This is a genomic window from Bradyrhizobium guangzhouense (assembly GCF_004114955.1).
Classification (GTDB): Bacteria; Pseudomonadota; Alphaproteobacteria; order Rhizobiales; family Xanthobacteraceae; genus Bradyrhizobium; species Bradyrhizobium guangzhouense.
This window is the reverse complement of the sequence record NZ_CP030053.1, coordinates 5,914,859-5,938,942: the sequence shown is the minus strand read 5'-3', so window position 1 is coordinate 5,938,942 and position 24,084 is coordinate 5,914,859. Positions and strand designations below refer to the sequence as shown.

The 24,084-nt window shown below is 63.6% G+C and carries 23 protein-coding genes; 13 read left to right on the top strand and 10 right to left on the bottom strand.

What is annotated here, in order from left to right:
• Positions 1–61 precede the first annotated feature (61 nt).
• The 3 genes from XH91_RS28335 to XH91_RS28325 form a co-directional block, all read right to left on the bottom strand.
• A complete protein-coding gene (locus XH91_RS28335; RefSeq protein WP_128953644.1) occupies positions 62–379 on the bottom strand; it encodes a hypothetical protein in 318 nt (105 codons plus the stop codon).
• 112 nt (positions 380–491) lie between these two features.
• Entirely contained in the window at positions 492–1,505 is a 1,014-nt protein-coding gene (locus XH91_RS28330; protein ID WP_128953643.1) for an alpha/beta hydrolase, read from the bottom strand.
• Between the two features lie 16 nt (positions 1,506–1,521).
• Positions 1,522–2,445 (bottom strand): MBL fold metallo-hydrolase, encoded by a 924-nt coding sequence (locus XH91_RS28325; RefSeq protein ID WP_128953642.1) that lies wholly within the window; start codon positions 2,443–2,445, stop codon positions 1,522–1,524.
• Positions 2,446–2,684: 239 nt separating this feature from the next.
• Here XH91_RS28325 and XH91_RS28320 point away from each other — a divergent pair, with 239 nt between their 5' ends.
• The 6 genes from XH91_RS28320 to XH91_RS28295 all read left to right on the top strand — a co-directional run bounded on the left by XH91_RS28320 (position 2,685) and on the right by XH91_RS28295 (position 9,052).
• Complete coding sequence (locus tag XH91_RS28320) at positions 2,685–3,632, top strand: LysR family transcriptional regulator (RefSeq protein WP_128953641.1); 948 nt, start codon at positions 2,685–2,687, stop codon at positions 3,630–3,632.
• Between the two features lie 177 nt (positions 3,633–3,809).
• Positions 3,810–5,102, top strand: coding sequence for an ABC transporter substrate-binding protein (locus XH91_RS28315; protein ID WP_128955028.1), 1,293 nt, complete (start codon positions 3,810–3,812; stop codon positions 5,100–5,102).
• A 47-nt stretch (positions 5,103–5,149) separates the two neighbouring features.
• Positions 5,150–6,052: a carbohydrate ABC transporter permease gene (locus XH91_RS28310; RefSeq protein ID WP_245477365.1), complete on the top strand. Its 903-nt coding sequence runs from the start codon at positions 5,150–5,152 to the stop codon at positions 6,050–6,052.
• Positions 6,045–6,917 carry a carbohydrate ABC transporter permease gene (locus tag XH91_RS28305; RefSeq protein ID WP_128953640.1) on the top strand — a complete coding sequence of 291 codons (873 nt, stop codon included), beginning with the start codon at positions 6,045–6,047 and terminating at the stop codon, positions 6,915–6,917. Before XH91_RS28310 ends, XH91_RS28305 begins: the two co-directional genes overlap by 8 nt.
• A gap of 26 nt (positions 6,918–6,943) precedes the next feature.
• Positions 6,944–7,963, top strand: a complete 1,020-nt coding sequence (locus XH91_RS28300; protein WP_128953639.1) for a Gfo/Idh/MocA family protein — start codon at positions 6,944–6,946, stop codon at positions 7,961–7,963.
• 3 nt (positions 7,964–7,966) lie between these two features.
• On the top strand, positions 7,967–9,052 hold the full coding sequence (locus tag XH91_RS28295) for a Gfo/Idh/MocA family protein (protein WP_128953638.1): 1,086 nt from the start codon (positions 7,967–7,969) through the stop codon (positions 9,050–9,052).
• A gap of 3 nt (positions 9,053–9,055) precedes the next feature.
• Here the strand turns inward: XH91_RS28295 and XH91_RS28290 are convergent, their stop codons facing one another.
• Positions 9,056–10,084: a glycosyltransferase family 2 protein gene (locus XH91_RS28290; RefSeq protein ID WP_128953637.1), complete on the bottom strand. Its 1,029-nt coding sequence runs from the start codon at positions 10,082–10,084 to the stop codon at positions 9,056–9,058.
• Positions 10,085–10,475: 391 nt separating this feature from the next.
• Between XH91_RS28290 and XH91_RS28285 the strand changes: the two genes are divergently transcribed.
• Both XH91_RS28285 and XH91_RS28280 read left to right on the top strand, forming a co-directional pair.
• Positions 10,476–11,222, top strand: a complete 747-nt coding sequence (locus tag XH91_RS28285) for an IclR family transcriptional regulator (RefSeq protein WP_128953636.1) — start codon at positions 10,476–10,478, stop codon at positions 11,220–11,222.
• 100 nt (positions 11,223–11,322) lie between these two features.
• Entirely contained in the window at positions 11,323–12,246 is a 924-nt protein-coding gene (locus XH91_RS28280) for an SMP-30/gluconolactonase/LRE family protein (RefSeq protein WP_128953635.1), read from the top strand.
• 123 nt (positions 12,247–12,369) lie between these two features.
• Here the strand turns inward: XH91_RS28280 and XH91_RS28275 are convergent, their stop codons facing one another.
• Positions 12,370–13,524 carry an IS4 family transposase gene (locus tag XH91_RS28275; RefSeq protein ID WP_128950217.1) on the bottom strand — a complete coding sequence of 385 codons (1,155 nt, stop codon included), beginning with the start codon at positions 13,522–13,524 and terminating at the stop codon, positions 12,370–12,372.
• Positions 13,525–13,848: 324 nt separating this feature from the next.
• Between XH91_RS28275 and XH91_RS28270 the strand changes: the two genes are divergently transcribed.
• From XH91_RS28270 to XH91_RS28260, 3 genes are read left to right on the top strand one after another with little or no spacing between them, the layout of a single operon-like run.
• Entirely contained in the window at positions 13,849–15,213 is a 1,365-nt protein-coding gene (locus XH91_RS28270; RefSeq protein ID WP_164934091.1) for an MFS transporter, read from the top strand.
• A gap of 2 nt (positions 15,214–15,215) precedes the next feature.
• Complete coding sequence (locus XH91_RS28265; protein WP_128953634.1) at positions 15,216–16,130, top strand: NAD(P)-dependent oxidoreductase; 915 nt, start codon at positions 15,216–15,218, stop codon at positions 16,128–16,130.
• A gap of 25 nt (positions 16,131–16,155) precedes the next feature.
• Entirely contained in the window at positions 16,156–17,478 is a 1,323-nt protein-coding gene (locus XH91_RS28260; RefSeq protein ID WP_128953633.1) for an MFS transporter, read from the top strand.
• Positions 17,479–17,579: 101 nt separating this feature from the next.
• On the opposite strand, the gene XH91_RS28255 is transcribed toward XH91_RS28260, so the two are convergent.
• Together XH91_RS28255 and XH91_RS28250 are read right to left on the bottom strand one after the other, a co-directional pair.
• The gene (locus tag XH91_RS28255; protein ID WP_128953632.1) at positions 17,580–18,257 is read right to left on the bottom strand and encodes an RraA family protein; all 678 of its coding nucleotides are present in this window, start codon (positions 18,255–18,257) and stop codon (positions 17,580–17,582) included.
• Between the two features lie 135 nt (positions 18,258–18,392).
• On the bottom strand, positions 18,393–18,980 hold the full coding sequence (locus XH91_RS28250) for a TetR/AcrR family transcriptional regulator (RefSeq protein WP_128953631.1): 588 nt from the start codon (positions 18,978–18,980) through the stop codon (positions 18,393–18,395).
• Positions 18,981–19,116: 136 nt separating this feature from the next.
• On the opposite strand from XH91_RS28250, the gene XH91_RS28245 reads away from it, so the two are divergent.
• Complete coding sequence (locus XH91_RS28245; RefSeq protein ID WP_128953630.1) at positions 19,117–19,803, top strand: type 1 glutamine amidotransferase domain-containing protein; 687 nt, start codon at positions 19,117–19,119, stop codon at positions 19,801–19,803.
• A gap of 76 nt (positions 19,804–19,879) precedes the next feature.
• On the opposite strand, the gene XH91_RS28240 is transcribed toward XH91_RS28245, so the two are convergent.
• Together XH91_RS28240 and XH91_RS28235 are read right to left on the bottom strand one after the other, a co-directional pair.
• A complete protein-coding gene (locus XH91_RS28240) occupies positions 19,880–20,794 on the bottom strand; it encodes a hypothetical protein (protein ID WP_128953629.1) in 915 nt (304 codons plus the stop codon).
• Between the two features lie 207 nt (positions 20,795–21,001).
• A complete protein-coding gene (locus XH91_RS28235) occupies positions 21,002–21,895 on the bottom strand; it encodes an N-acetylmuramic acid 6-phosphate etherase (protein ID WP_245477242.1) in 894 nt (297 codons plus the stop codon).
• A gap of 449 nt (positions 21,896–22,344) precedes the next feature.
• On the opposite strand from XH91_RS28235, the gene XH91_RS28230 reads away from it, so the two are divergent.
• Positions 22,345–23,049, top strand: a complete 705-nt coding sequence (locus XH91_RS28230; protein ID WP_128953627.1) for a L,D-transpeptidase — start codon at positions 22,345–22,347, stop codon at positions 23,047–23,049.
• A gap of 155 nt (positions 23,050–23,204) precedes the next feature.
• On the opposite strand, the gene XH91_RS28225 is transcribed toward XH91_RS28230, so the two are convergent.
• The gene (locus tag XH91_RS28225; RefSeq protein WP_206733539.1) at positions 23,205–24,014 is read right to left on the bottom strand and encodes a type 1 glutamine amidotransferase domain-containing protein; all 810 of its coding nucleotides are present in this window, start codon (positions 24,012–24,014) and stop codon (positions 23,205–23,207) included.
• Between the last annotated feature and the right edge of the window lie 70 nt (positions 24,015–24,084).

Sequence of the window (24,084 nt, the reverse complement as noted above, 5' to 3'; positions counted from 1 at the left end):
ATCTTGACTGGGCGCTTCCGCAACCGAAGAGGCCGCCTAGACGGCGGCCTCTTCTCTATTCTCACCACCGGTCGGGACCGACGCCGATCGTGACGCCTGGGCCGTCATAGCCGCGGTCATAGTAGCCGCGATCATAGTAGGTGCGAGCCGGTGCCTGGTAGTAGCCATAGCTATCGCGCCACCTTCCGCGGTAGTGGCGGCAATCGCCGATGCCGGCCATCAACTGACCGCCGCTCATGGCGGGGCCTTCGGCACCGACCGCGGTATCGCTTGAGCTTGTGCAGGGACCCGGACCTCGACCTCGAGCGAAGCTCGGGGTCGCCATCGCAGTCACCGCGATCGCCGTGGCGATGATGCCAATGCTTGGAACGATCTTCATGTCTGTCCTCCATTTCTTCGAGCACGGACAACGAGGCAAAATTGCCGATGTTCCCTGCGATGCACTGATGCGGGAGATGGGGAACACCGGATGATCCTCGGTTCTAGCGACTTCAGTGGGATGGAGTTCCGTGCGGGCCGCCCTCGGCGAGGAACTGACTGATGGCGTCGAAGGCCTGCATTCGGTTCTTTTCGAGCAGCACCATGTGAGTGCCTTCACCGATTTCCACCCATCGCCGGTATGGCGCCCGTGTGAGCGAAGTGAACAAATCCTGCGTCGTGGCCATGGTCACGTCGCGGTCCCATTCGGCGTGAACGAGCAGCACGGGGACGCGAATGTCGTTCGGGTCATAGAGCGCCTTGCCGGCGCCCCAATAATCGCGGATGTCCTGGATCGGACCGTTCACCGCGCGCATCACGCGGGGATGTTCGGCGTTGCCTTGCGGATCTGATGCGAGCGAGGCCTCCGCCCAGCGCTCGAACCAGCCTTCGGGGATGAGGCTCGCGCGGGCCGCTTCCGGCGCCGCGGCGAGCCAGCGCTCCCTGAAATCGAGCACCGGGACCTTGCGGTAGCCCCCGAGCGCGCCTCCGGAATCAATCGGAGCAGGGCTGTTCAGCAGCCACAGCGGCGCGACCAGCGCGAGTCGCACGACCTTGTCGTTGTTGGCAGCGGTATAGGCCCCGGCCACGGAGCCGCCCCAGGACATGGCAACGAGATTGAGGCGCGGGATGCCGCGACGCCGCAGGATGTGATCGACTGCGCTGGCAAGGTCGCGCACGGCGACATCGGTGCGAACGAGCGGCGCAGAGTTCTGCGGCGGCGCATCCATTTCAGCCGGCTTGGTCGATCCGCCGTAGCCGCGCACGTCGAGTGCGAACACATCAAAGCCCTGCGCGGCGAGATGATCCATGAAGGAGCGGCCACCGAGCGGCACGTCGAACAGGCTTGCCGACGAATAGGTCGCGCCATGGACCAACAGGATGGTCCGCTCGGCCGAGAAAGCCTTTTGCGCGGCGGCGCGCTTGTTGCGCAGGTGAAGCGAGATGCCAGCCGTGTCGCTCGGGATCGCGAAATCCTCGCTCACGAGATCGGGTCTGTATGCATGTGCAGGAATGGTCTGGTCCATCGTCATTCTCCCATGATCAGAGGAATTGCCAGGCAAAGCGCTCGCCGCTGCGCGTGATGCGGCCGGCGGAGGACTGCGCGAAATGGGTGGTGAAGACAGTTGCGCCGCTCGCAGCCGAGTCCTCCAGCACGAATTTGCGCGAGCGGAGTGCGGCTTGCGGGAATTCGCAGAAGCAGGAATTGAGCGAGGGCTCATAGACCTGGAGCGGGTGATGCATCACGTCGCCCGCGAACAGCGCTTGCTCGCCGCGCGAGACGAGGCGGATGGAGGCGTGGTCGACGCTGTGGCCCGGCGTCGGAATGAACGAAATTCCCTCCAGCACCTCGCCGCCGTCGATCGCGACGAGCCGAGCCAGGCCCGCCTCGATCACCGGCCGCACGCTGTCGTCATAGACGCGATCGGCGGGCTTGCGCAGGGCAGGGCCCAGGGCCGGATTCGTCGCTGGTTCCTCACCGTAAGCCAGGCTCTCGCCATAGGCCTGCTCGACGCGGGAGAAGATGTAGGTCGCGTTGGAGAATGTCGGCATCCAGCGGCCATCGACGAGGCGCGTATTCCAGCCGACGTGGTCGGCGTGGACATGGGTGAGGAGCACATAATCGACGTCATCAGGCGTGACGCCCGCGGCGGCCAACCGCGCGAGGAAAGGTTCGTTGAGCCGGTGCAGCGGCGGAATCTCGGGCCTGTTCTTGTCGTTGCCGGTGGCCGTATCGATCAGGATGGTGTGGCGCGGCGTTCTCACAAGCCAGCTGTGGATGCTCTGGATGAACGTGCCGGTCGCAACGTCGAACGAGCCGGCCTCGAGCCGAGCGCGCTGGCGCTGCAGCGCGTCCGGGTCCGCGCCGGGGTAGAGCGTGTCGAACTGAAACGCCGCGAGCGAGAGTTCGTCGATCCGCGTGATGGCCGCATCGCCGACGTGATAAGTCTTCGTCTCCTTCGTCACCGAGATATCCTCCGCTTCGGTCGGCGCCGGACGCGGCGTGATTGCCGATATCCCGGACCTGCCGCCGTGGCCGTGAGGTACGAGTGGGACCGCGCGTCCGGGAGGGCCGTGGAGTCGATACGTCTCATCGATGCCGGTGATGGCTGAGGACTTGCGGCGGTCTGCCTTTTCATGCCCGCGTGAAGGCTCTACTTATGTCATCGCGGCTCATTCAGCCGCGATTGAACGGAGGTGCCGCGATGGCGGATGTCGAACGCGGTCCGGGCCGCCCGGCCGACGATGCCGGCCTCGCCGAGATCGACCTCGGCCTGTTGCTGGCGCTGGAGGCGCTGCTGCGCGAGCGCAACGTCACCCGTGCGGCCTCGCGGCTGAACATCGGGCAGCCGGCGCTGTCGGCCCGGCTCAACCGATTGCGGCAAGTGTTCGCCGATCCGCTGTTCGTGCCTGCGGCCGCGGGCCGCGGCGTGGTGCCGACGACGCGGGCCGTGGAGCTCCAGACGGAGCTTGCCGAGGTGCTCGGCAAATTGCGTCGCATGGTGGAGGGACCGGCAGCGTTCGACCCGGCGCGGGACCAGCGCACCTTTGTCGTTGCCATTCACGAGAATCCGGCGGTGACGCTGGCGCCAGGTTTCGTTGCCCAAATAACGGCGATGGCGCCCCGCACGCGGCTTGCCCTTGTCCACCCCACGCACGACATCGTCGATCGCCTCGAACGTGGCGAGATCGATCTCCTGGTCACGGGGCCTGACCGGACCAGCGGCGAGCTGATGCAGCGCCCGCTGTTCGAGGACAGTTTCCTGACCGCGCAGCGCAAAGGCCACCCGCGCGGCACAGGCGCGCTCGATCTCGACAATTTTTGCGCATCCGATCATCTGCTGATCGCCGCAGACGGCGGCGGCTTCGCGGGCCTGGTCGACGACGCGCTGGCCGCGCTCGGCCGTGCCAGGCGCGTCGCGGTCTCGATCCAGACCTATGCGCTTGCTCCCGTCATCCTCGCGCACAGCGATTGCATCTGCACCCTGCCGCGGCGATTCCTGATGCGCTTCGCCCACGAGCTCGATCTTGTGCCGCCGCCGCTCGCTCTGCCGCCGGCGCGCATCGTCGCGCTGTGGCACCCGCGCAACCAGGAGGATGCAGGTCACGCCTGGCTGCGCGATCGCCTCTATCAGGCGGCTGCCGCCACGTGATGTCCGCAACCCGCGTGGTGAGCCGAGCCCGCGTTTGACAAAGCCGACACAGCCGCTACCTTCGGTTCGCTTGCGAAAAGAAGCACGTTGCGCAACGCGTGCAGTGGCAGGCAGTCAAAGGTGTCATCGGCCGGTCACACGCGCCTCAATTTGACACGTGGTCAGGGAGGACAGTTCATGAGCGGCTTCGCGCTGTCGCGTCGTTCATTGATCGGAGCCGGTATCGGCGGTGCAACATTGGTCGGTCTCGGCGGCTTGCCCGCTGCGGCGGGACAGACGCGGCTACGCATGTTCTGGTGGGGCGCCAAGGAGCGGGCGGAGCGCACCGACAAGGTCAATCAGCTCTATCTGGGCAGCCATCCGGACATGACAATCGCCAGCGAGACGCTGGGCTGGACCGACTACTGGGCGCGGCTTGCGACGCAAACTGCCGGTCGCAATGCGCCCGACGTGCTGCAGATGGATTACCGCTACATCTTCGAATACGCCCGCCGGGGCGCCCTGCTGCCGCTCGATGCTTACGTGCCGAAAGCCCTCAACCTTTCGGATTTCAGCCCGGCCGCGGTCGACAGCGGCAAGGTCGACGGCAAGATCTACGGTGTCAGCCTCGGGCTCAATTCGACGGCGATGGTCTACGACAAGGGGCTGATCCAGAGTCTGGGTCTGAAAGAGCCGGTCTGGAACATGACGTGGAACGAGATCGGCGATCTCGCCGCCGAAATCACCAAGGCCGCCAAGCGCGACGGCTTTACCGGCATGGAGGACGGCGGTGGCAACGAGCCGCTGCTCGAGGTCTGGCTCGCCCAACGCGGCAAGTCGCTGTACACGGCGGAGGGCAAGGTCGGCTACGACGACAAGGACATGACAGAGTGGCTCGCGTTCTGGAGCGACATGCGCAAGCGCGGCGCCAGCGCCGCGCCTGATGTCCAGGCGCTCGATCGCGGCGAGATCGACTCGAATCTGCTGTCGCTTGGCAAGATTGCCATGACGTTTGCCCACTCCAACCAGTTGGTCGGCTTCCAGGCCATCAACAAGAGCAAGCTCGGCCTCTCCACATTTCCCGACGGCGGACAAGGCGCGAAACCCGGCCAGTATCTCAAGCCGGCCATGATGTGGAGCGTCTCGGCGCAGTCGAAGCAGGCCGAGGCGGCGGTGCAGCTCGTCAGTTATTTCATCGCCGATACCGAGGCCGGCAAGCTGCTCGGTGTCGAGCGCGGCGTGCCAGCCTCTTCAGCGGTGCGCAACGTCGTGACGCCGATGCTCGACGACCTCGGCCGTGCCATGGTCGACTATATCAGCCTGATCAGCGACAAGGTCGGGCCGTTGCCGCCTCCTCCGCCGCGGGGCGCCGGCGAGATCCAGGCCGTGCTGCGGCGGGTGAACGAGCAGGTCGGCTTCGGCCGCCTGACGCCCGCCGACGGCGCCAAGCAGTTCGTCGCCGAGGCGTCCGCCGTGCTGGCGCGCGGATAGCAGCAGTGGCGGATACGCTGATCGACGCTGCGGCGTCCCGGCAGGCCCTGGCAGCCGCGCACACGCCTGAAACGTCCTGGCGCGAGAGCGCGACAGGCTATCTGTTTCTTGCACCCTGGCTCATCGGATTTTTCGGGCTCACGCTGGGGCCGGCGCTGGTCTCGCTGTATCTGTCGTTCACGGATTATGATTTGCTCAGCAACCCGCGCTGGGTCGGCGCCGCCAACTATGTGCGCATCGCCACCAGCGATCCCAAGTTCAGCGCGGCGATGCACGTCACCTTCCTCTATGTGGCGCTATCGGTGCCGCTGAAGCTCGCATTCGCGCTGCTGGTGGCCATGATGCTGAACCGGGGCCTCCGCGGCCTGCCGCTGTATCGGGCGATTTTCTACTTGCCGTCGCTGATCGGCGCCAGCGTGGCCGTCTCGGTGCTGTGGCGCCAGGTGTTTTCAGGCGACGGCCTCCTCAACCAGGCGCTGAAGCTCGTCGGCATTCATGGACCGAGCTGGATCTCCAACCCTGATACCGCGCTCTATACGCTGGTGGCGCTGGCTGTGTGGCAATTCGGCTCGCCGATGATCATCTTTCTCGCCGGCCTGCGCCAGATTCCGAAGGACGTCTATGAGGCCGCCGAGATCGATGGCGCCAGCCGCAGCCAGCAATTCTGGCGGATCACGCTGCCGCTGCTGACGCCGGTGCTGTTCTTCAACTTGGTGGTGCAGACCATCGACGCCTTCAAGGCGTTCACCCCGGCCTTCATCATCAGCGGCGGCACCGGCGGCCCGATCGATTCGACGCTGTTCTACACGCTGTATCTCTACCAGGAGGCGTTCGCGTATTTCCGCATGGGCTATGCCTCCGCGCTGGCCTGGGTGCTGGTGGTGATCATCGCTGTTTTCACCGCGCTGTCCTTCCTGACATCGCGCTACTGGGTGCACTACGATGGTTGATCTCGCAGGACAGGATGGCGTTACGCCTCCTCGCGACGGCCGCCGCCGCGCGCTGCTCTACCATGTCGTGCTGTGCCTCGCCTCGATCGCCATGCTGTACCCGCTGCTGTGGATGCTGGCGAGTTCGTTCAAGCCGGACAGCGACATCTTCGGCGATGCCTCGCTCTGGCCGCGCCATTTCAGCCTCGCCGCCTATTGGCGCGGCTGGTCCGGGCTGCAGGTCACCTTCGGCAGGTTCTTCCTGAACTCGCTCGTGGTGTCGCTGTGCAGCGTGGTCGGCAACGTGATGTCGTGCTCGCTGGCGGCCTACGCGTTCGCCCGGCTGAAGTTCCGCGGCCAGAAATTCTGGTTCGCGCTGATGCTCGGCACATTGATGCTGCCGTATCACGTGACGCTGATCCCGCAATACATCCTGTTCCTCAATCTCGACTGGGTCGACACCTTCCTGCCCCTGATCGTGCCGAAATTCCTCGCGGTCGACGCCTTCTTCATTTTTCTGCTGGTGCAGTTCTTCCGCTCGATCCCGCGCGAGCTCGACGAGGCCGCGATGATCGACGGCTGCGGTCCCTGGCGCATCTACTGGATCGTGATCCTGCCGCTGTCGATACCGGCGCTGGCCACGGCCGCGATCTTCACCTTCATCTGGACCTGGGACGACTTCTTCGGGCCGCTGATCTATCTGAACGACATGAACTCCTATACCGTGCAGCTCGGCCTGCGCAGCTTCGTCGATTCCACCGGCAAGTCCGACTGGGGCGCCCTGTTCGCGATGTCGACGCTGACGCTGCTGCCGCTGTTCGTCTTCTTCCTGTTCTTCCAGCGTCTCCTGATCGACGGCATCGCCACGACGGGGTTGAAGGGCTGACGGCCGTTACCGAAGGAAAAAAAGTCATGAGCAAACTGCGTTTCGCCGCGATCGGCATCAATCACGCCCACATCTATGGCCAGGTCGATTGCCTCTTGCGCGCCGGGGCCGAGCTGGTCGGCTTTCACGCCGTCGAGGACGATCTCGCCCTGGCTTTTGCGGCGAAATATCCGCAAGCGCCGCGCGTCGCCGAGCGGGCGCGATTGCTCGAGGACAGTAGCATCGCGCTGATCCTCTCCTCCGGCATCCCTGCCGATCGCGCGCCGCTCGGCATCGAGGTGATGCGTCACGGCAAGGACTATATGAGCGACAAGCCGGGCATGACCTCCCTGGCGCAATTGGCCGAAGTGCGCAAGGTCCAGGCCGAGACCAAACGCATCTACTCGGTCTGCTACTCCGAGCATTTCGAGACCCGCTGCACGGTGAAGGCCGGCGAGCTGATCGCATCAGGTGCCATCGGCAAGGTCATCAACACCGTCGGACTCGGCCCGCACAAGCTGAAGAATTTGCCACGGCCCGACTGGTTCTATTCGCGCGAGCGCACCGGCGGCGTGTTGACCGACATCGCCTCGCATCAATGCGAGCAGTTCCTGTTCTTCGCCGACGCGCTCGATGCCAAAGTCGTCAGCGCCACGGTCGGCAACCGCGCCAACCCCGACAGGCCGGAGCTGCAGGATTTCGGCGAGATGCTGCTGCGAACCGGGGATGTCACCGGCTACGTCCGCGTCGACTGGTTCACTCCCGACGGCCTGCCCAATTGGGGCGACGGCCGCATCACCATTCTCGGCACCGAAGGCTACATGGAGCTGCGCAAATATATCGATGTCGCCGGGCAGGCAGGCATCGACCATCTCATCATGGTCGACCGCAAGGGCGTGCATCGGATCGACTGTTCCAACGTCGAATTGCCCTATGGCCGTCAGCTCATCGCCGACGTGCTTGATCGCACCGAAACCGCGATTCCCCAGGCCCGCTGCTTCAAGGCCATGGAGCTGGCGCTCACCGCGCAGGCGATGGCGGAAGGCAAGGCGCAGGAAAGGGCATAAGGCATGTCGAAGCGTAGAACGGTTGCCGTTATCGGCCTCGGCATCGGCCGTAGCCATATCGACGAGGGCTATGCGCGCTTGCGCGATCAGTTCGATCTGCAGGTGATCTGCGACCTCAACGAGGAGCGCCTCGCCGCCGTCGGCGACGAGTTTTCCGTCCCGCGCCGGACCACCTCGTTCGACGAGGTGCTGGCGATGGATGACATCGACATCGTCGATATCTGCACGCCGCCGACGCTGCATTTTCCGCAAATCATGGCGGCGCTCGCGGCCGGCAAGCAGGTGATCTGCGAAAAGCCGCTGGTCGGCTCGCTGCACGAGGTCGACCAGCTCGCTGCCACCGAAGCGACCTCGCGCGGGCGCACCATGCCGATCTTCCAATATCGTTTCGGCAACGGCCTGCAGAAGGCGCGACGCATCATCGAGACAGGCCTTGCCGGCAAGCCGTATCTGGCGACGATCGAGACCGCGTGGCTGCGCGGCCCGAACTATTACGCGGTGCCGTGGCGCGGCCGCTTCGAGACCGAATTGGGCGGGGCGTTGCTCACCCACGCCATCCATTCCCACGATATCCTGACCTGGCTGATGGGCGACATCGCCGAGGTGTTTGCGCGCACCGCAACGCGCGTCAATGCCATCGAGGTCGAGGACTGCGCGGTGGCGAGCCTCGTGATGCAGAGCGGCGCGCTGGCCTCGCTGGCCGCGACGCTGGGGTCGGCGAAGGAGATCAGCCGTATCAGGCTGTGCTTCGAGCACGTCACCTTCGAGAGCTCGCTGTCGCCTTATGCTCCCGGCGACGATCCCTGGCAGATCATCGCCACCTCGCCGGAAGCGGAAGCGCGCATTGCCAAGGCGCTGGAAGGCTTCAAATTCGTGCCCTCTCGGTTCGAGGGCCTGATGGCCGCCTATCATCAGGCGCTGGAAACTGATAGTCCCTTGCCGGTGACGCTGAAGGACGCGCGGCGTTCGCTGGAGCTGATCACCGCGCTCTATCACGCTGCGGAAACTGGCGAGGCGGTGGTGCTGCCGATCGGCAAGGACCATCCGAAATATCGCAGCTGGCGCCCGGCAGCGACAGCGCCGCGATGATGCCTAGCTCGACATCAGCGTGCGCGCGGCGCGGACGAGGCGCCGGCTGACGGTCTTCTGCCGCAGCGCCTCCGACCAGTCGAACATGCTTGAATTGACATCATAGTCGCCGCGCTGGGCGTCCGGTATTTGACCTGCCACGATGCGGGCGATCAGTTGCGGCAATTCCCGGTAGAAGGTGTCGGTGCGATAGGGTGGGTGGAGCGAGTAGAGCCCGGCGCCCGAACCGAGAAAGTCGATGCGGGAAAGCCCATTGCGCATCATGGCCGCGGAGATGATCTCCTCGGCCGGCATCGTCAGCGGCGACTGGCGAAACAGTCTCGCGCGGATCCGGCGCTTCAGATTTGGACGCACCAGCTCCAGCGCTCCGATCGATGCATCGAACTTGGTCTGATCGAGCACGAAGATGCGCGTGCTCACGGTGCGAAAGCGGTAAGCCGGGTAGTCGGCGGCGAGCCGCTCGGGTGGCCGGATGCCTGATAATCCCGGGAATGCCCCATGCAGATCGCCGAGCGTGCCGTCGGCGCGGGGCGGGCCGGGCAGCGGTCCGGCGAACAGCGCGTCCGGCGTCGTCTTTAGCCAGCCGATCGCTTCCTCCAGCCAGACCTGGCTGCCGCCGCCGAACAGCATGTCGCTGTCCATATGCACGACATACTCCGCGTTGGCTTTCAGGAGACCATGGAAATAGGCATGGAACGGTCCGCCATCGAAGGCCTTTTCCGGATAGGCGCTGGATGTCGAGAAATAGCGCTGCCGCACGGCCGCGAGCGCCGCCGGCGAATAATCGACCTCGGAAATCTCCGCCTTCGGCGACTTCCGCGTGATGTCCTCCAGCAGCGCAAACAGGCGTCCGCGGCTCTCCTCGTAGGCGCCGCCGGTGTAACGGCCGCTCTTGCTCTGCCTGGTGTCGACGGTGAAGACGATACGGTCGACCTGATCGCCCCACACGCCCAGTTGATGCGGCAGCGTATGGACCGCATGGCGCACGTCCAGCGGATGCAGATTGATCTGAAGCGCGGATCTGACCTGCATCTCATCTCTCCATGCCGTGGAACGGGTCGGTCACGTCCATGAACGGCTCGCGCCTGTATCAGCCGTGCCGAATTTATCAAACACCGCCCTCTTCTGAAGCCAATTAGCACTGCGTCGTTAATGAACCGCGCAGATTCGCCGCGGGCGTCGGCCTGAAATGAGCGTGACGGCGCGAACATCGTCGCGGAGCGTCAATGGCTGGGTAACCATCCCTGTTAAGGCAGACAGCCGCGGGAAATTTGCTCCGGGCCGGCCGACACCATCCAGCAGAATTGGTCTCTGGAGAATGCCGCCTTTGACAAGGGTGCGGATATAAGCGCTCCGCGATCGATCGCAGCCCCTTCTCCTCGTGGGCAGAATGCCTTAGGACGTGACGAGGACGAGGGGTGATATGGCAAAGCAGACCGTGAAGAAGCCGCCCGCACTCAAGGGCGTATCGGCAGCAGAACGCGCCCTCGCGGTATTGACCGCGTTCCGCCGCGGCGATGGCGCCTTGAGCCTGGCTGAGCTCGCGGAGCGGACGGGCCTCGTCAAGAGCACGATCCTGCGTCTTGCCTTGTCGCTGCAGCAATACCGGTTGCTCGCGCGGCTGCCTGATGGCTCCTACCGGCTTGATGCGGAGACATTGCGCCTCGGCACGGCCTATCAGCAGGCGTTTCGTCTGGCCGATCACGTCATGCCGATGCTCGAGCAACTCGCGGCGAAGACCGGCGAGACGACGTCCTTCTATGTCCGCAATGGCGAGGAGAGGCTGTGCCTTTTTCGGGTGGAAAGCAGCAATCGTATCCGAATGACCGTGCAGCCGGGCGATACCCGCCCCATGGACAAGTCCGCCATCGCGCAAACGCTGCGGCGGTATGAGTCCGGGCCGCCGGGGCCGGATGACGAGTTGCCGCTGTTCACCTCCGGCGTGACCGATCCTCATGCGGCCGCTCTCGCCATGCCCGTCTTCGGCATTGGCGACTCCCTGGTCGGCGCGCTTGCGGTCTCTGGGCCGGTCAGCCGGCTCACCACGACGCGCGCGGAGCAGATCAAGGCGCCATTGGTCGAGGCCGCAAGCAAGCTGACGCTGGCATGCGGAGGAACGCCGTCCTCGGGCACGGCGAAAAGCGGACGCAAGCGGGCCGGTTCAGTTTGAAACGAAACGATGTTTCGTTTTACCTTGCGGCGTCGGCCTCGGCGGGCGACAATCCTGTCGAACTCGATGGTTCTGCCAAGCTCGTCTCAAAGGTTAGCCCATGACGTTCTTCAGCCCGCCACGCCGGATCGAAACCAGCATCTTCACGCGGCTGCCTGATCATTTTCGCAAATCGCGGCGCACCGCCTGGGCAGATGCCAACCAGGGCGGGCGCGAGATCGACTCCTTCCTCGAAGGGCCGTCCTTCGATCGGCAGGGGCGACTGTACATCACCGACATTCCCAATGGCCGCATCTTCCGCGTCAGCGCCGACGGCGCGTGGGAGCTGGTGTCCGAATATGATGGCTGGCCGAACGGCTTGAAGATCCACCGCGACGGCCGCGTGTTCATCACCGATTACAAGCGCGGGATCATGCTGCTCGATCCGGCCAGCGGCAACGTCACGCCATTCCTGGAGACGGCGGCGAGCGAGAGCTTCAAGGGCGTGAACGATCTCGTCTTCGCGCCATCCGGCAATCTCTATTTCACCGACCAGGGCCAGACCGGCATGCATGATCCGACGGGCCGGGTCTGGAAGCTCACGCCCGAAGGACGGCTGACCTGCCTGATCAAAACGATCCCGAGCCCGAACGGCATCGTCGTCGACCCCGCCGAGAGCTTCCTGCTCGTCGCGGTGACGCGGGCCAACCAGATCTGGCGCGTGCCGCTGCCGGCGAGCGGCCTGACCACCAAGGTCGGCATATTCTCGCATTTGCATGGCGGTCCCGGCGGTCCCGACGGGCTGGCGCTGGATGACGGCGGCAATCTGCTGGTCTGCCACACCGGCTTCGGTTCGGTTTGGCGGTTGTCGCCGCTGGCCGAACCGCTCGACCGCATCGTCTCCTGCGCCGGCGTCGGGACCACCAATCTGGCGTTTGGCGGACGGGAGCGAAAGAGCCTCTTCATTACCGAGAGCCGCACCGGATCCCTGCTGCGCGCCGAGCTCGAAACGCCGGGCCTGGCGATGTTCTCGCACGCTGAGTAGTCACCCCACACGCAGTGTCATCGCCCGGCCTCGACCGGGCGATCCAGTACTCCGAGACAATCGTGGTAGAGCCGAAAGGCCGCGGCGTACTGGATGCCCCGGCTTGACCCACGGGTGTCCGGTTCATTGGAAGTATAGTCCAAGGTTCAACTGGTTTTGGTTGATAGGGACGGACTGCAGAGGTTCGAGCAAGTTGTTGATCGGACGTCTGTGCATGAGATTGGTGCGGACGAGCCGGGCAAATTCGAGGGGACTGTGTACCGCTTTTTGAGCGAGCTGGGCCATGCGCAGGAGGAGAAACGCGATCAGGGCGATGGCGATCTGAATGCGGACTGCGTTCTCGGAGACGCCGATAAAATGCCTGATTCGAAGCGTCTGCTTGACCCAGCGGAAGAACAATTCGATCTGCCAGCGCTGTTTGTAGAGCTCGGCGATCTCTTCTGCCGACGCGTCGAGATCATTGGTCACGATACGCAACTGCTTGCCGCTCTCAATGACGACGCAGATCTCCCTGACCGGAACTTGCAGCGGATTCTTGCGGCTGTTGGCGAGGCGGGCCGGCAAGTGACCGATCCGGTCGCTCACAATATTGCTGTTCTTGGAGACGTGGTTCTCCCTTATCACGTCGAGCGGAGTGTTCTTCTTCAACCGCGTCACGAAGCGGCAGCCGGCCTCATCGAGCTTCGCCCACCAGCCATAATCGTAGTAACCGAGGTCGTAGACGTAGGTTGCGCCCAGCTCAATCGGCATGGCCTTCGCAGCCGTGATGTCGTTGACGTTGGCTGGCGTCACCGCAAAGTAAACCGGCCGATCGGCATTCGGATCGTAGACGATATGCGCCTTGGCCCCGAACACATCGGCCGAAAATGTCGCCCAGCTCTCGCTCAGGCTGGAGAGCCTAATACTGGTAGAATCAATCAGGCGGACCGCATCCGCGGTTGCCCGCCGCAGCCCGCGATGCGCCTGCGGCAGCATCTGTGCGAACAGCTCGCTGAACACCTGCCAAGGTCGCTGCGAGTTGGCGTCCGACATCGTCGAGCGCTTCACCGGCGCCGCCCCCACGTGATAAAGCCGCGTCTCGTGGCTTGCCATCCCAGTCACGATCTCCCGCAGGCTCGTCGAGCCGCTCAATTGCCCATACAGCAGTGCAATAAAGTGGCGCTTCGTCGTCAACTTGCGCACCAATCGATCGGCCCCGTACTTCTCCACGACCTGTTCGAACTTAGACCAAGGGATTTGCTTCGTTAGACTGTGAAATACGCTATTCTGATGCCGCATGGCGTGGACTTCCTTCCGTGTCTCGAACGTGTGCGAAGCGCTCGAAACACAGAAGAATCCCCGTCATGCACCCTGTCCACAACAATCGAACCGGACACCCGTGGGTCGAGCCGGGGCATGACAGCGGAGGTTGAGGCGGCTGCGATGCACGTTAACCGATGGCCGGCGCTTCGCTTTTTCCCCGGAACCTCCAATCACGACGAGGTTCCAATCACGCTGCGCCTTACAAAACGAAACGCCGTTTCAAAATAGATTGAAACGGCATTCTATTTTTGTTAAGGCGCTCGTCATGGCCGGGAGAACACCGGCGCCCGGAGGGAACCCATGGCAAGCCCCGCAGCCGCCTCAGTCCAACAGGGCTTCACACCCGAGGAGGAGAAGATCCTCTCGAAGGTGCTGTGGCGCATCGTGCCCTTTCTGCTGCTTTGCTACTTCGTCGCCTATCTCGACCGGGTCAACGTCGGCATCGCCAGCCTGACGATGAACCACGATCTCGGCATCTCGCCGTCTCAATTCGGCTGGAGCGCCGGGCTGTTCTTCTTCGGCTATTTCCTGGCGGAAGTGCCGAGCAACCTCGCCTTGCAGGCGATCGGGGCCCGCAAATGGATTGCCCGCATCCTGATCACCTGGGGCTTGATCTCGGCGGTAACGGCATTCGTGGTCGGTCCTGCGAGCTTCGGCGCGATGCGCTTCCTGCTCGGACTTGGCGAGGCCGGATTCACGCCCGGGGTGTTCCTCTATTTCACCTACTGGTTTCCGGCGCGCGTCCGCGGCACGGCGACTGCGGCTTTTCTGCTCGGCATCCCGATCGCCAACATCATCGGTGCGCCGATCTCGAGCTCGCTGCTCACCCTTGACGGCCTGGGCGGCCTGCATGGCTGGCAGTGGCTATTGATCCTCGAGGGCCTGCCGGCCACGTTGCTTGGCTTCGTGTGCTTGTTTGCGCTCACCGACAAGCCCGAACAGGCCGGTTGGCTCAGCCCCGCGGAGCGGACCTGGCTCGCAGGCGTGCTGGCGTCGGAGCGCGAGGCCATTGCCGCCAGACACTCATCCCGCCTCAAGGATGCCTTCCTCAACTGGCGGGTCCTCGTCTGCGCCGCCGTGAATTTCTGCGCCATCATCGGCTCGGTCGGTCTTGGGCTCTGGATGCCGCAGATCATCAAAGGCTTCGGCTTCGGCGTCGTTGCCGTCGGCTTCATCGCCGCCATTCCCTACGTCTGTGGCGCCGTCACGATGATGCTGTGGGCGCGACTGTCGGACAGAGGCGGCGAGCGGAGCTGGTTCGTGGCGTCCGCGCTGCTCGTCGGCGCGGTCTCGCTGATCGTCTGCGGTTACGCGACATCGTCCGCGCCGGTCTCGGTCGTCGCGCTCTGCGGCGCCGTGATCGGCATCATGTGCTACCAGTCGACCTTCTGGCCGATCCCGTCGAGCTTCCTCACCGGCAGCGCCGCCGCCGGCGGCCTCGCGATGATCGTCTCGATCGGCAATCTCGGCGGCTTCGTCGGTCCTTATCTCATCGGCGTGATCAAGCAGTCGACCGGCAGCTTCTCATGGGCCCTGATCTCGGTGGCGGGATTTCTTGCGCTGGCCGCCATCCTGATCCGCCTGGTTGGTGCCAGCCTGCAGCGACAAGCCGGAACCGTTGGCGGCCGCGCGGGCGCGATCGCACCCCTCCCGAAAGGAATTTGAAAATGAGCGAACGAAAGCAGTTCCGTCTCGGTCTGGTCGGTTATGGCGAGATCGGCAGCACGCTGGGCAAGGGACTGCGCGAGGCCGGCCTGCAGCCGATCTTCTGCTACGACAAATACGCCTTCGACGGCCCGTATGCCGATCTGATCCAGGGCCGCGCCAAGGCGGCGGGCGTGATATTGCTCAAGTCCAATCAGGAATTGGCTGACGCCGCGGAGCTGATCTTCAGCGTCACGCCGGGCTCGAAGTCGCTCGAAAGCGCGGCCGCGTTCGCGCCTGTTCTCGATCGCCGCCACACCTTCCTCGATTTCGCCTCGGCCACGCCGAAGGTGAAATACGGCGTTGCCGAGCGGCTTGCCGGGACGGGCGCCACGCTCGGTGACGGCTCCATCATGGGCACGCCCAAGCACGGCTATGCGATGCACATGATGTCGAGCGGTCCCGCCGGCCGGCGCGTGGTCGACCTGCTGGTGCCCTGGGGCATGAGCATCGAATTCGCCGGCGACAAGCTCGGCACGGCCTCGGGCATCAAGATCCTCCGCTCCGTCCTGATCAAGGGCATCGAGGCGCTGATCGACGAGACGCTGCTCGCCGCCCGGTCCTATGGTCTCGATGAGACGGTACTGGCATCGGCGTCGAAGACGCTGACGCGTCCGTTCATGGACACGGTCGAGAGCCTGACGCCGTCAGGCGTCATCCATGCCAAGCGACGCACCGAAGAGGTCGAGATGGCGGCCGAGGCGGTCGAGGATGCAGGCATCGAGCCGCTGATGGCGCGCGCGACGGCGGCGCGGTTGCGCTGGAAGGACAGCCTCGGCCTGAAGGAGCATTTCAAGGGCGTCGTTCCCGAGAATTACAAGATCGCCATCGATGCGATCGCGACCAGGATGCAGGCCAGCGCGAAAGCAGCCGAATAAACCAACAACAAAAAGGGAGAGAAACGTGACGGCTGCTCGAACGGATATCGACCCGATAGAGAAGGCGACGATGGGCAAGGTGATCCTGCGCCTCGTGCCGTTCCTGATGATCTGCTACTTCTTCGCGCTGCTCGATCGCGTCAATGTCGGCTTTGCGGCGTTGCAGATGAACAAGGATCTCGGGCTCACACCGGCGATGTTCGGCTTTGGCGCCAGCCTGTTCTTCGTCTCCTATTTCCTGGTCGAAGTTCCCAGCAATCTGGCCCTGCAGAAATTCGGCGCGCGGCGCTGGATCGCCCGGATCATGATCACCTGGGGACTGGTGACGGCGTGCATGGCGTTCGTCGTGGGGCCATACTCGCTGTATACCATGCGCTTCATTCTCGGCGCGGCGGAGGCCGGCTTCTTCCCCGGTGCGATCCTCTATCTGACCTATTGGCTGCCATCCGAATATCGGGCGCGCATCCTGGCGACCTTCACGGTCTCGATCCCGCTTGCGACCTTTCTGGGTTCACCGCTGTCGGTCGGCTTGCTCGAGCTCGACGGCGCGCTCGGTCTGCGCGGCTGGCAGTGGCTGTTCATCCTGGAGGGATTGCCGACCGTTTTTCTCGGGCTCGCCTGCCTGTTCGTTCTGACCGACAGGCCCGAAGGGGCGACCTGGCTGACGAATGAACAGCGGAATTGGTTGACGGGCCGCATGGCGGCCGATGCGGCCGCGCGCAAGCCGGTCGGTCATCTCTCGCTCTGGCAGCTCGCCACCAACAAGTATTTTCTCGTGATGGCCCTGGTCTGCTCCGGCGCCTCGGCCACCGGCAGCGTGCTGTCGGTCTGGCAACCGCAACTGCTGAAATCGTTCGGCCTGTCGAATCTGCAAACCGGCTTCGTCAATGCGATCCCCTATGGAATTGCAACCGTGCTCATGGTGTTGTGGGGACGCCATTCGGACAAATCAGGCGAGCGCCGCTGGCACACTGCCATTCCGCTGCTGCTCGCCGCCGGCGGGTTCACGGCATTGGGCCTGACGGGAACGGCTGTTGCGCCGACCATCGTCATGGTGACGTTCTGCCTGGTGGGGGCCTATGCCTTCAAGGGACCGTTCTGGGCGCTGTCGGCGAGCTGGCTTTCGACCAGCACGCTCGCGGCCGGCCTCGCCGGCATCAACGCGATCTCCAATTTGATCGGCGGCGGGTTGATGGTGAACGTGGTCGGGCTGGTCAAGCAATCGACCGGAAGCTTCGTGCTCGGAATGCTGCCGCTGGCGCTGCTGTGTGCCGTGGCCGCGACCTGTGTCCTCGTGCTCGGCCGCAACGTCGCGCGCGCCGCCGACTTGATGGCGGTGAAATCATGAGCGAGCACTAGCACGCCGTCATCCGCCGCGGCGTTCTCGTTGGTCCGCTGCCTACCAGCGTGTCCGCCTCTCCCGCAGGGAGAGGCGGAGAGTCGAGCGTCTCAATCGACGCCCTCGCACTTCAGCTCGCGCAATTGCCTGTCCACCCAGGAGGCGTCGTGGGTGCCGGCCTCGATATTGGCCATCTGCTTCTGCTCGGCCTCGAACTTCGCTGTCGCCGCCTTGAACACCCCCTCGGTCTGATCGAACGGCACGCAGAGCAGGCCGTCGTCGTCGCCGATGATGAGGTCGCCGGGCTCGATCACCATGCCGTCGATCGCGATCGCAACGTTGATTTCGCCGGGCCCGTTCTTGTAAGGGCCGCGATGCGTCACGCCGGCTGCGAAAACCGGGAACGTCTGGCTGCGGATGAAGCCGGCGTCGCGGATCGCGCCGTTGATGACGAGGCCGGCCACGCCGCGCTTGACCATCTGCATCAACATCATCTCGCCGGTGATGGCATTGGTCAGGTCGCCGCCGGCATCGACGACGATGACGTCGCCGGGCTCGGCCAGCGCGATCGCCTTGTGCACCATGAGATTGTCGCCGGGCGCCGTCTTGACCGTCAGCGCCGGCCCGGCCAGCCCGCCGCTCCCGTGCATCGGCCGAAGCCGCGCGCCGCCGGCCGTCAGGCGCGACATGCTGTCGCTGACATTGGCGACCGGCAGGCGCGCGAAACGCTCGGCGACATCGGCGCCGATCTTCCTGTTGCGCTTCAGGACTCTGAATCCGACGGGCATGGGGTTTCTCCAAAATTGCTGGAAATGTTATAGAACGGCGTTTCATTTTTCACAATGCACGCGATGACCGAGGACCCGTTCGGCTGCTTCGTCACAGACGCGGCCCAGGAAGACGCAATGCCTCCGGCATCGCAACTAGGCCTGTCGGTCCGAAGATGCGCCAACGGCATCGCAAAGCCTGTTCAACATCGCGGCCACGCTCTCGAAGATCTTCTCCTTGCCCAGCGACTTGCTCAATATCATGCCGCCTTCGAGTGCAGCCAGAATATGAACCGCAAAGGCATTCGCCTCGGCAGCGCTCATCTTCGATGATCCCGCGAGGGCCTTGCGCAACCAGGCGATGTTTCGGTCGAAGAAAGTTCGGGTATGGCCTCCGACCTCCTGCGGCAAGCCGCCGATCTCGGCACCCAGAACGGCGCAAAGGCAAAGCTTGTCGTCCCGGATCAAAGTCTCGCGGAACGAACCGACGTAGACAGACACGACCTCGCGGACGTCGCCTTCGAACCTGCCGGGATCGCCGAGCTGCGTCAGAAAGCGCTCGGTGTAGCGCTCGGTGACGGCGACGCCCATGTCGACCTTTGTCGGAAAATAATAGTGCACGCTCGACGCCTTGATGCCGACCGCGCTGGCGACATCGCGTGTGCTGAAGGCGTTGAACCCCGCATTGCGGATCATCGCCTCCGCGACGTCGAGGATTTCGTCACGCTTGCTATTGGTTTCCATCCAGCCAATCCCGGGTCTACCTAATGTTAGATAGTCCTTGACAGGCCGACGGGCAAGGCGTACCGGTCATCTACCTAACGTTAGGTAGATACGATCGAGACGATGATCGGACCCCGTAACAAGAGGAGCAAGTCAGATGGCAAAGCGCGTTTTGATGGTGCTGACGTCCCACGACATGATGGGCATCAGCGGAAAGAAGACCGGCAACTGGTTCGATGAAGTTGCGACGCCCTATTACAAGTTCAAGGAAGCCGGCTTCGACGTGACGCTTGCGAGCCCGAAGGGCGGGCCTGCGCCGCTGGATCCGTTCAGCTTCGACGACATGTTCATGACGGAGAATACGCGGACGTTTCAGAAGGATCCGCTGGCCCAGCTGACGCTGGCGAACACGCTCCGGTTCAACGACATCGACACCGACGATTATGACGGTGTGTTTTTCCCGGGCGGTTACGGCCAGCTCTGGGACCTCGCCAGCGACTCGAAGGTCATCCGGGCCATCGAGGACTGGGTTCAGGAGAAAACCCCGGTCGCCATGGTGTGCCACGCGCCCGCGATCCTGCGCGATGCCAGGACCCCCGCCGGCGAGCCGCTGGTCAAGGGCAGGGACGTGACCGGCTTTACCGATGCCGAGGACGAAGAGATCGATCTCTCGCGTCACCTGCTGTTTTCGCTCGAGAAGGCCCTGACCGCGAACGGCGGCAATTTCCGTCGTTCCAACAAGAACTGGTTGCCGAACGTGGTCGAGGATGGCGCGCTGCTCACCGGTCAGAACCCGGCATCGGCCGCCCCGATCGCCGACGCGCTGGTCGCTCGTTTGCGTTGATGATCCGGCGTTCGGCGAGATCTCATTGGTCTCGCCGGACGTCCGCTTCCCGAGCGTGCTCCGATGCGGATGGCACTCATGTCGTTCGACGCCTTGGTCTTGGCGTTTTCGTGCCCGGCGCCACAGATCGCCTTGTTCCGATGACCCCATCAGATGAAGCGTTCAGGTCAACTCTCTTGCGAAAGCGAGCTGCCAAAATCGAGGCTTGCTCGATACCGAGCGATGTCAATCTGACGGAGCCATTCCTGCGGTTGAATTCGATCAGACGATCGGCGTGAAGCCGACCAAGCGCGAGGGACAGATATCTTTCGGTATAATGCTCGGTCGCCCGCTTGATCTTGCTCTTGGTCGTGGGGCCCGCCGCAGCCAACAGCAGAATTTGGTGAGGAAGATTGAGGGTTACGTCGAGAACCCGCTGCGTTTCTCCGCTCTCCCAGACAACGAGCACGGGCTGCTGAGTAAGCTCGTCGACCAGTGCCTGTGCGTCTTTGGTTGTGAAGCGTCTCCTGACGTTTGGCGTTCTCTTTCTCGTGTCGCCCGTCTCGGTTACGAAGACTCGGACGAGCTCGGCCAGCACCCAGCTGCAGGCCGGAACCACAAAAGACGCGTCCATGCGATTTGGATCGATCTGTCCGACGTGAGCGCCACGATTATTTCGTGTTTCATAGATCGCCGGTAAGGCTCGCGGGATGTGGATTTGAATGGCGCGCGGATAGTGAATGTGGCGGGCGCGGCTCGCGTCTGTATTGGCTTTCTCGTTTTCGAGGCGCCGGCACGCCTCGGGAAAATTGCTCGGCTTACGGGGGGCGGCCTCATAGTCCTTGGGATATCCGTTAAGAATTGTGTAGACCGTCTCGCAAAACTTGCCGGCATTCACAATCGACCCATCCCAACGCTCTTGCTTGTAGTCGGCAACTACGGCCTCGTAATACTCGAGGAGTGGGGTGCGCAATCCCGGCGGCAAGGGTGCGAGAGCCTGTAACGGTGTCATGGGATTATCCATTCATCGGTGGTGGCCGACTTGATGATAACCGATGGATAGCCGATGAATAGAGGGCCAGACAGGCCGAGATGTCGATCGGTGCGTGCCCGACGGGTCAGGTCGTTTTACGGTGACGGTGCAGTCCAGTGCACTTGATCGGCAAACTTTCGAGTCGACGAATTGAGTGCAGTGTCACCGTCGTCCCGTTTGAGGATGCTAGTCGCGATCCCGGGCGAGCTCGCCAAGCACGCGCCGGAGATTGCCGTCGCCGTCCTTCAGGATGGTTTCCGCATCAGCCCTGCTGACACCCAGCGCCAGAAGCACCGCCGTCTTGACGTCTCCTTCGGCCTCTTCCAGCGCGCGTGCCGCGTACTGCGGATCGCACTGCGCGATTTGCGCCACCATGGCCTCGGCGCGCCGCTTCAGCTTGGCATTGGTCGGCTGCATGTTCACCATCATGCCGCGATAGACCCGGCCAAGGCGCAGCATGATCCCCGAGGAGATCAGGTTGAGCACGACCTTCTGCGCGGTGCCCGCCTTCATCCGCGTGGAGCCGGCGATCAGCTCGCGGCCGGTCTCGATCAGGATCGGAAACTTGGCCGATGCCAGCAGTGCGGTGCCGGGATTGTTGGCGACACCGACCGTCACCGCATCGAAAGAGCCTGCGTGCTCGAGCGCTGCGACCGTGAACGGCGTCGTGCCGCTGGCAGCGACCGCGATCACCACGTCATGCGGCGTCAGCCGTGCGGCGTTGATCTGAGCGACGGCATCATCGACATCGTCCTCCGCACCCTCGATGCTGCTGACGAACGCGCTGTCGCCGCCGGCGACGACGAAGCGGACGCGCTCGCGGGGCCAGGCGAAGGTCGGCGTCAGCTCGGCGCCGTCCTGCACCGCGACGCGGCCCGAGGTGCCGGCGCCGACATAGACGATGCGGCCGCGATCGCCGAGCGCGGTCTCGGCCGCTTCGGTCGCCGCGGTGATCGAGGGCAGCGCATGACCGATCGCAGCGACCGCCGCAAGCTGGCCCTCCCACATCGCTTCCATCGCCGAATTCAGCGGCCATGCATCGAGGTCGGCAAATCGGGGATCGACGTCTTCCGTCGCCATACCGCTGATCCCAGCCTCAAACGCGGAACTTCGGAGCCTGTTCATGGTCAGTTTCTCTTCTGGGCAGGTCCAGCTTGGCCAGATCTAGGTTGGCCAAGTCAGCTCGGCAGCGGGTTTCGCTGCCATCAATGCCAAGATACCGGGTACCTTTTGTTCCCATGGGAAGTTTAACGCGAGGAACTAGCTCGGGGTCCCCCAAAACCCTGTGTACACCAGGCACCCGGAAGCGACGGAGCTCGCCTCACGGGTCCGTGACTGCGAATCTCGGATCGCCGTTCTCGCGATTGCCGCGCAGGGGACGAGCACGGCTCTTTCGCGTATATTGCCCGGCGCCTTGAAGGCAGGTTTACTCTTGCGCAGGCCTTCAGCCTCCAATGACGAAGGACATTTTCTCCCGCCACGGCAAAGTCTGATCCCGCCGCACAGCGTGACAAGGGAAATCCGAAATCATGATCATGGACCGTGAAAATGTCGACGCCGGCAAGCTGGGCGATAGAGCTCTGTCCGGGCTTCAGTCTCGGCTTCTCAACCGCCGGGCGTTTCTGTTGGGCTCCGCTGGTCTCGCCGCACTGGGCCTGGCCGGTTGCGCGTCCGACTACATGAGCCTGGCCGAAGCGGAGAAAGTCTACGGGCCCGTTCCGAACGAGAAATTCCCGATCCCTGCGGTCGATGTCAGCAAGGTCGATCCGAAGTATTTCCGCAAGACAGTACGCTATGACAGCGATGAGGCGCCCGGTACGATTATCGTCGATCCCGGCAAGTACTATGTCTACCGCATCGAAGGCGAGGGAAACGCGACCCGCTATGGCGCCAATGTTGGCCGCGACGGTTTCCGGTGGAGTGGGGATGCTTATGTCGGGCGCAAAGCAGAATGGCCGACCTGGACGCCACCGAAGGAGATGATCGCGCGCCAGCCGGAGGCGGGCAAATATGCTCGCGGCATGCCGGGAGGTCTCGACAATCCACTCGGTGCCCGCGTGCTCTACCTCTATCAAAACGGGGTTTACACGCTCTACACGATCTATAGCACCAGCGCCCCCGAAACGATCGGCAACGGCATCACGAGCGGCTGTACCGGCCTGCTCAGCCAGGACATGATCGACCTCTATTCACGAACGCCCGTCAATACGAAGGTGATCGTGCTGCCGGCATAGGCAACAGCGTCGGCCGCAATCCGGGCGTCGCCGGGAATACGGTGACAGTGCAGCACGTCACCGTAACTTTTTTGACACGGAAACCTCGAGTGGGAACCTCACGACTCCGGCGTCGGTCGGGCCGAACGCCGGAGCCTTGAGGATCAGGGGAGCCTTTATCGTTGAGCGTGCTCGTCGAGTTTGGCGACCAAGGCATCGCCGAACGCTGGCGCCGACATCGGCTGCTGACCGGTGATCAACTCGCGGTCGACGACGACGTTGGGGTGCCAGTTCGCGATGCTCTCCACGCGTGCGCCGGCTTCGGCGAGGGCGTTGACGGGATAGAACTGGACGTTGCCACCCAGACCGTTCGCGCCTTCCAAAGCTTGCTCTTCGCCGGTCGAGAAGATGGTGACGCGGTAACCGGCGTAGGGCCAGCCTTTCGTCATGCTGCTCGCCTTGCCATCACCCGCGATCATCGAGGCGATGAACGCGTCCGGATCGGGGAGCGCCGACAGGAGTACGATCGGGCCGTGGCAGACGATGCCAGTCGGGCGGCCGGACTCATGAAAGCTGGTGAGGATCTTGCCGAGATTCTTGTCCTTAAGCAGGTCGACCATCGGCGCGTGGCCGCCGGGAATGAACAGGCCGACATAACCGTTGGTGCCTTCCGCGACGACAGAAGCCAGAGTCTTCGGATGCTTCAGCGCCTCGAGAGTCTCGGCGTATTTCAGCGCCTCGGCCCGCGCGGCGTCGTCTCCGCCGAAGAACATCGCATTGTTGGAGTTCACGTCCATCACCGGCAGATCGCCCTTCGGGTTTGCGATCACCGGCTCGTATCCGGCCGCAATCAGCTTGCGGTAGGGGATGACGAACTCATTCAGATAGTAACCGGTCTTATAGATCTTGCCGTCCTTCAGATCGAGCGCGTTGGCACTCGACATCACGACGAGAACCTTGCCTTTGGATTGCGCAGAAGTCGTCATTGGAGTCACTTTCTTGTCAGGGCGAGCGCCAGGGCGCCGCCGAGTTTGTGGAGAAGCATTTTGATTGCGT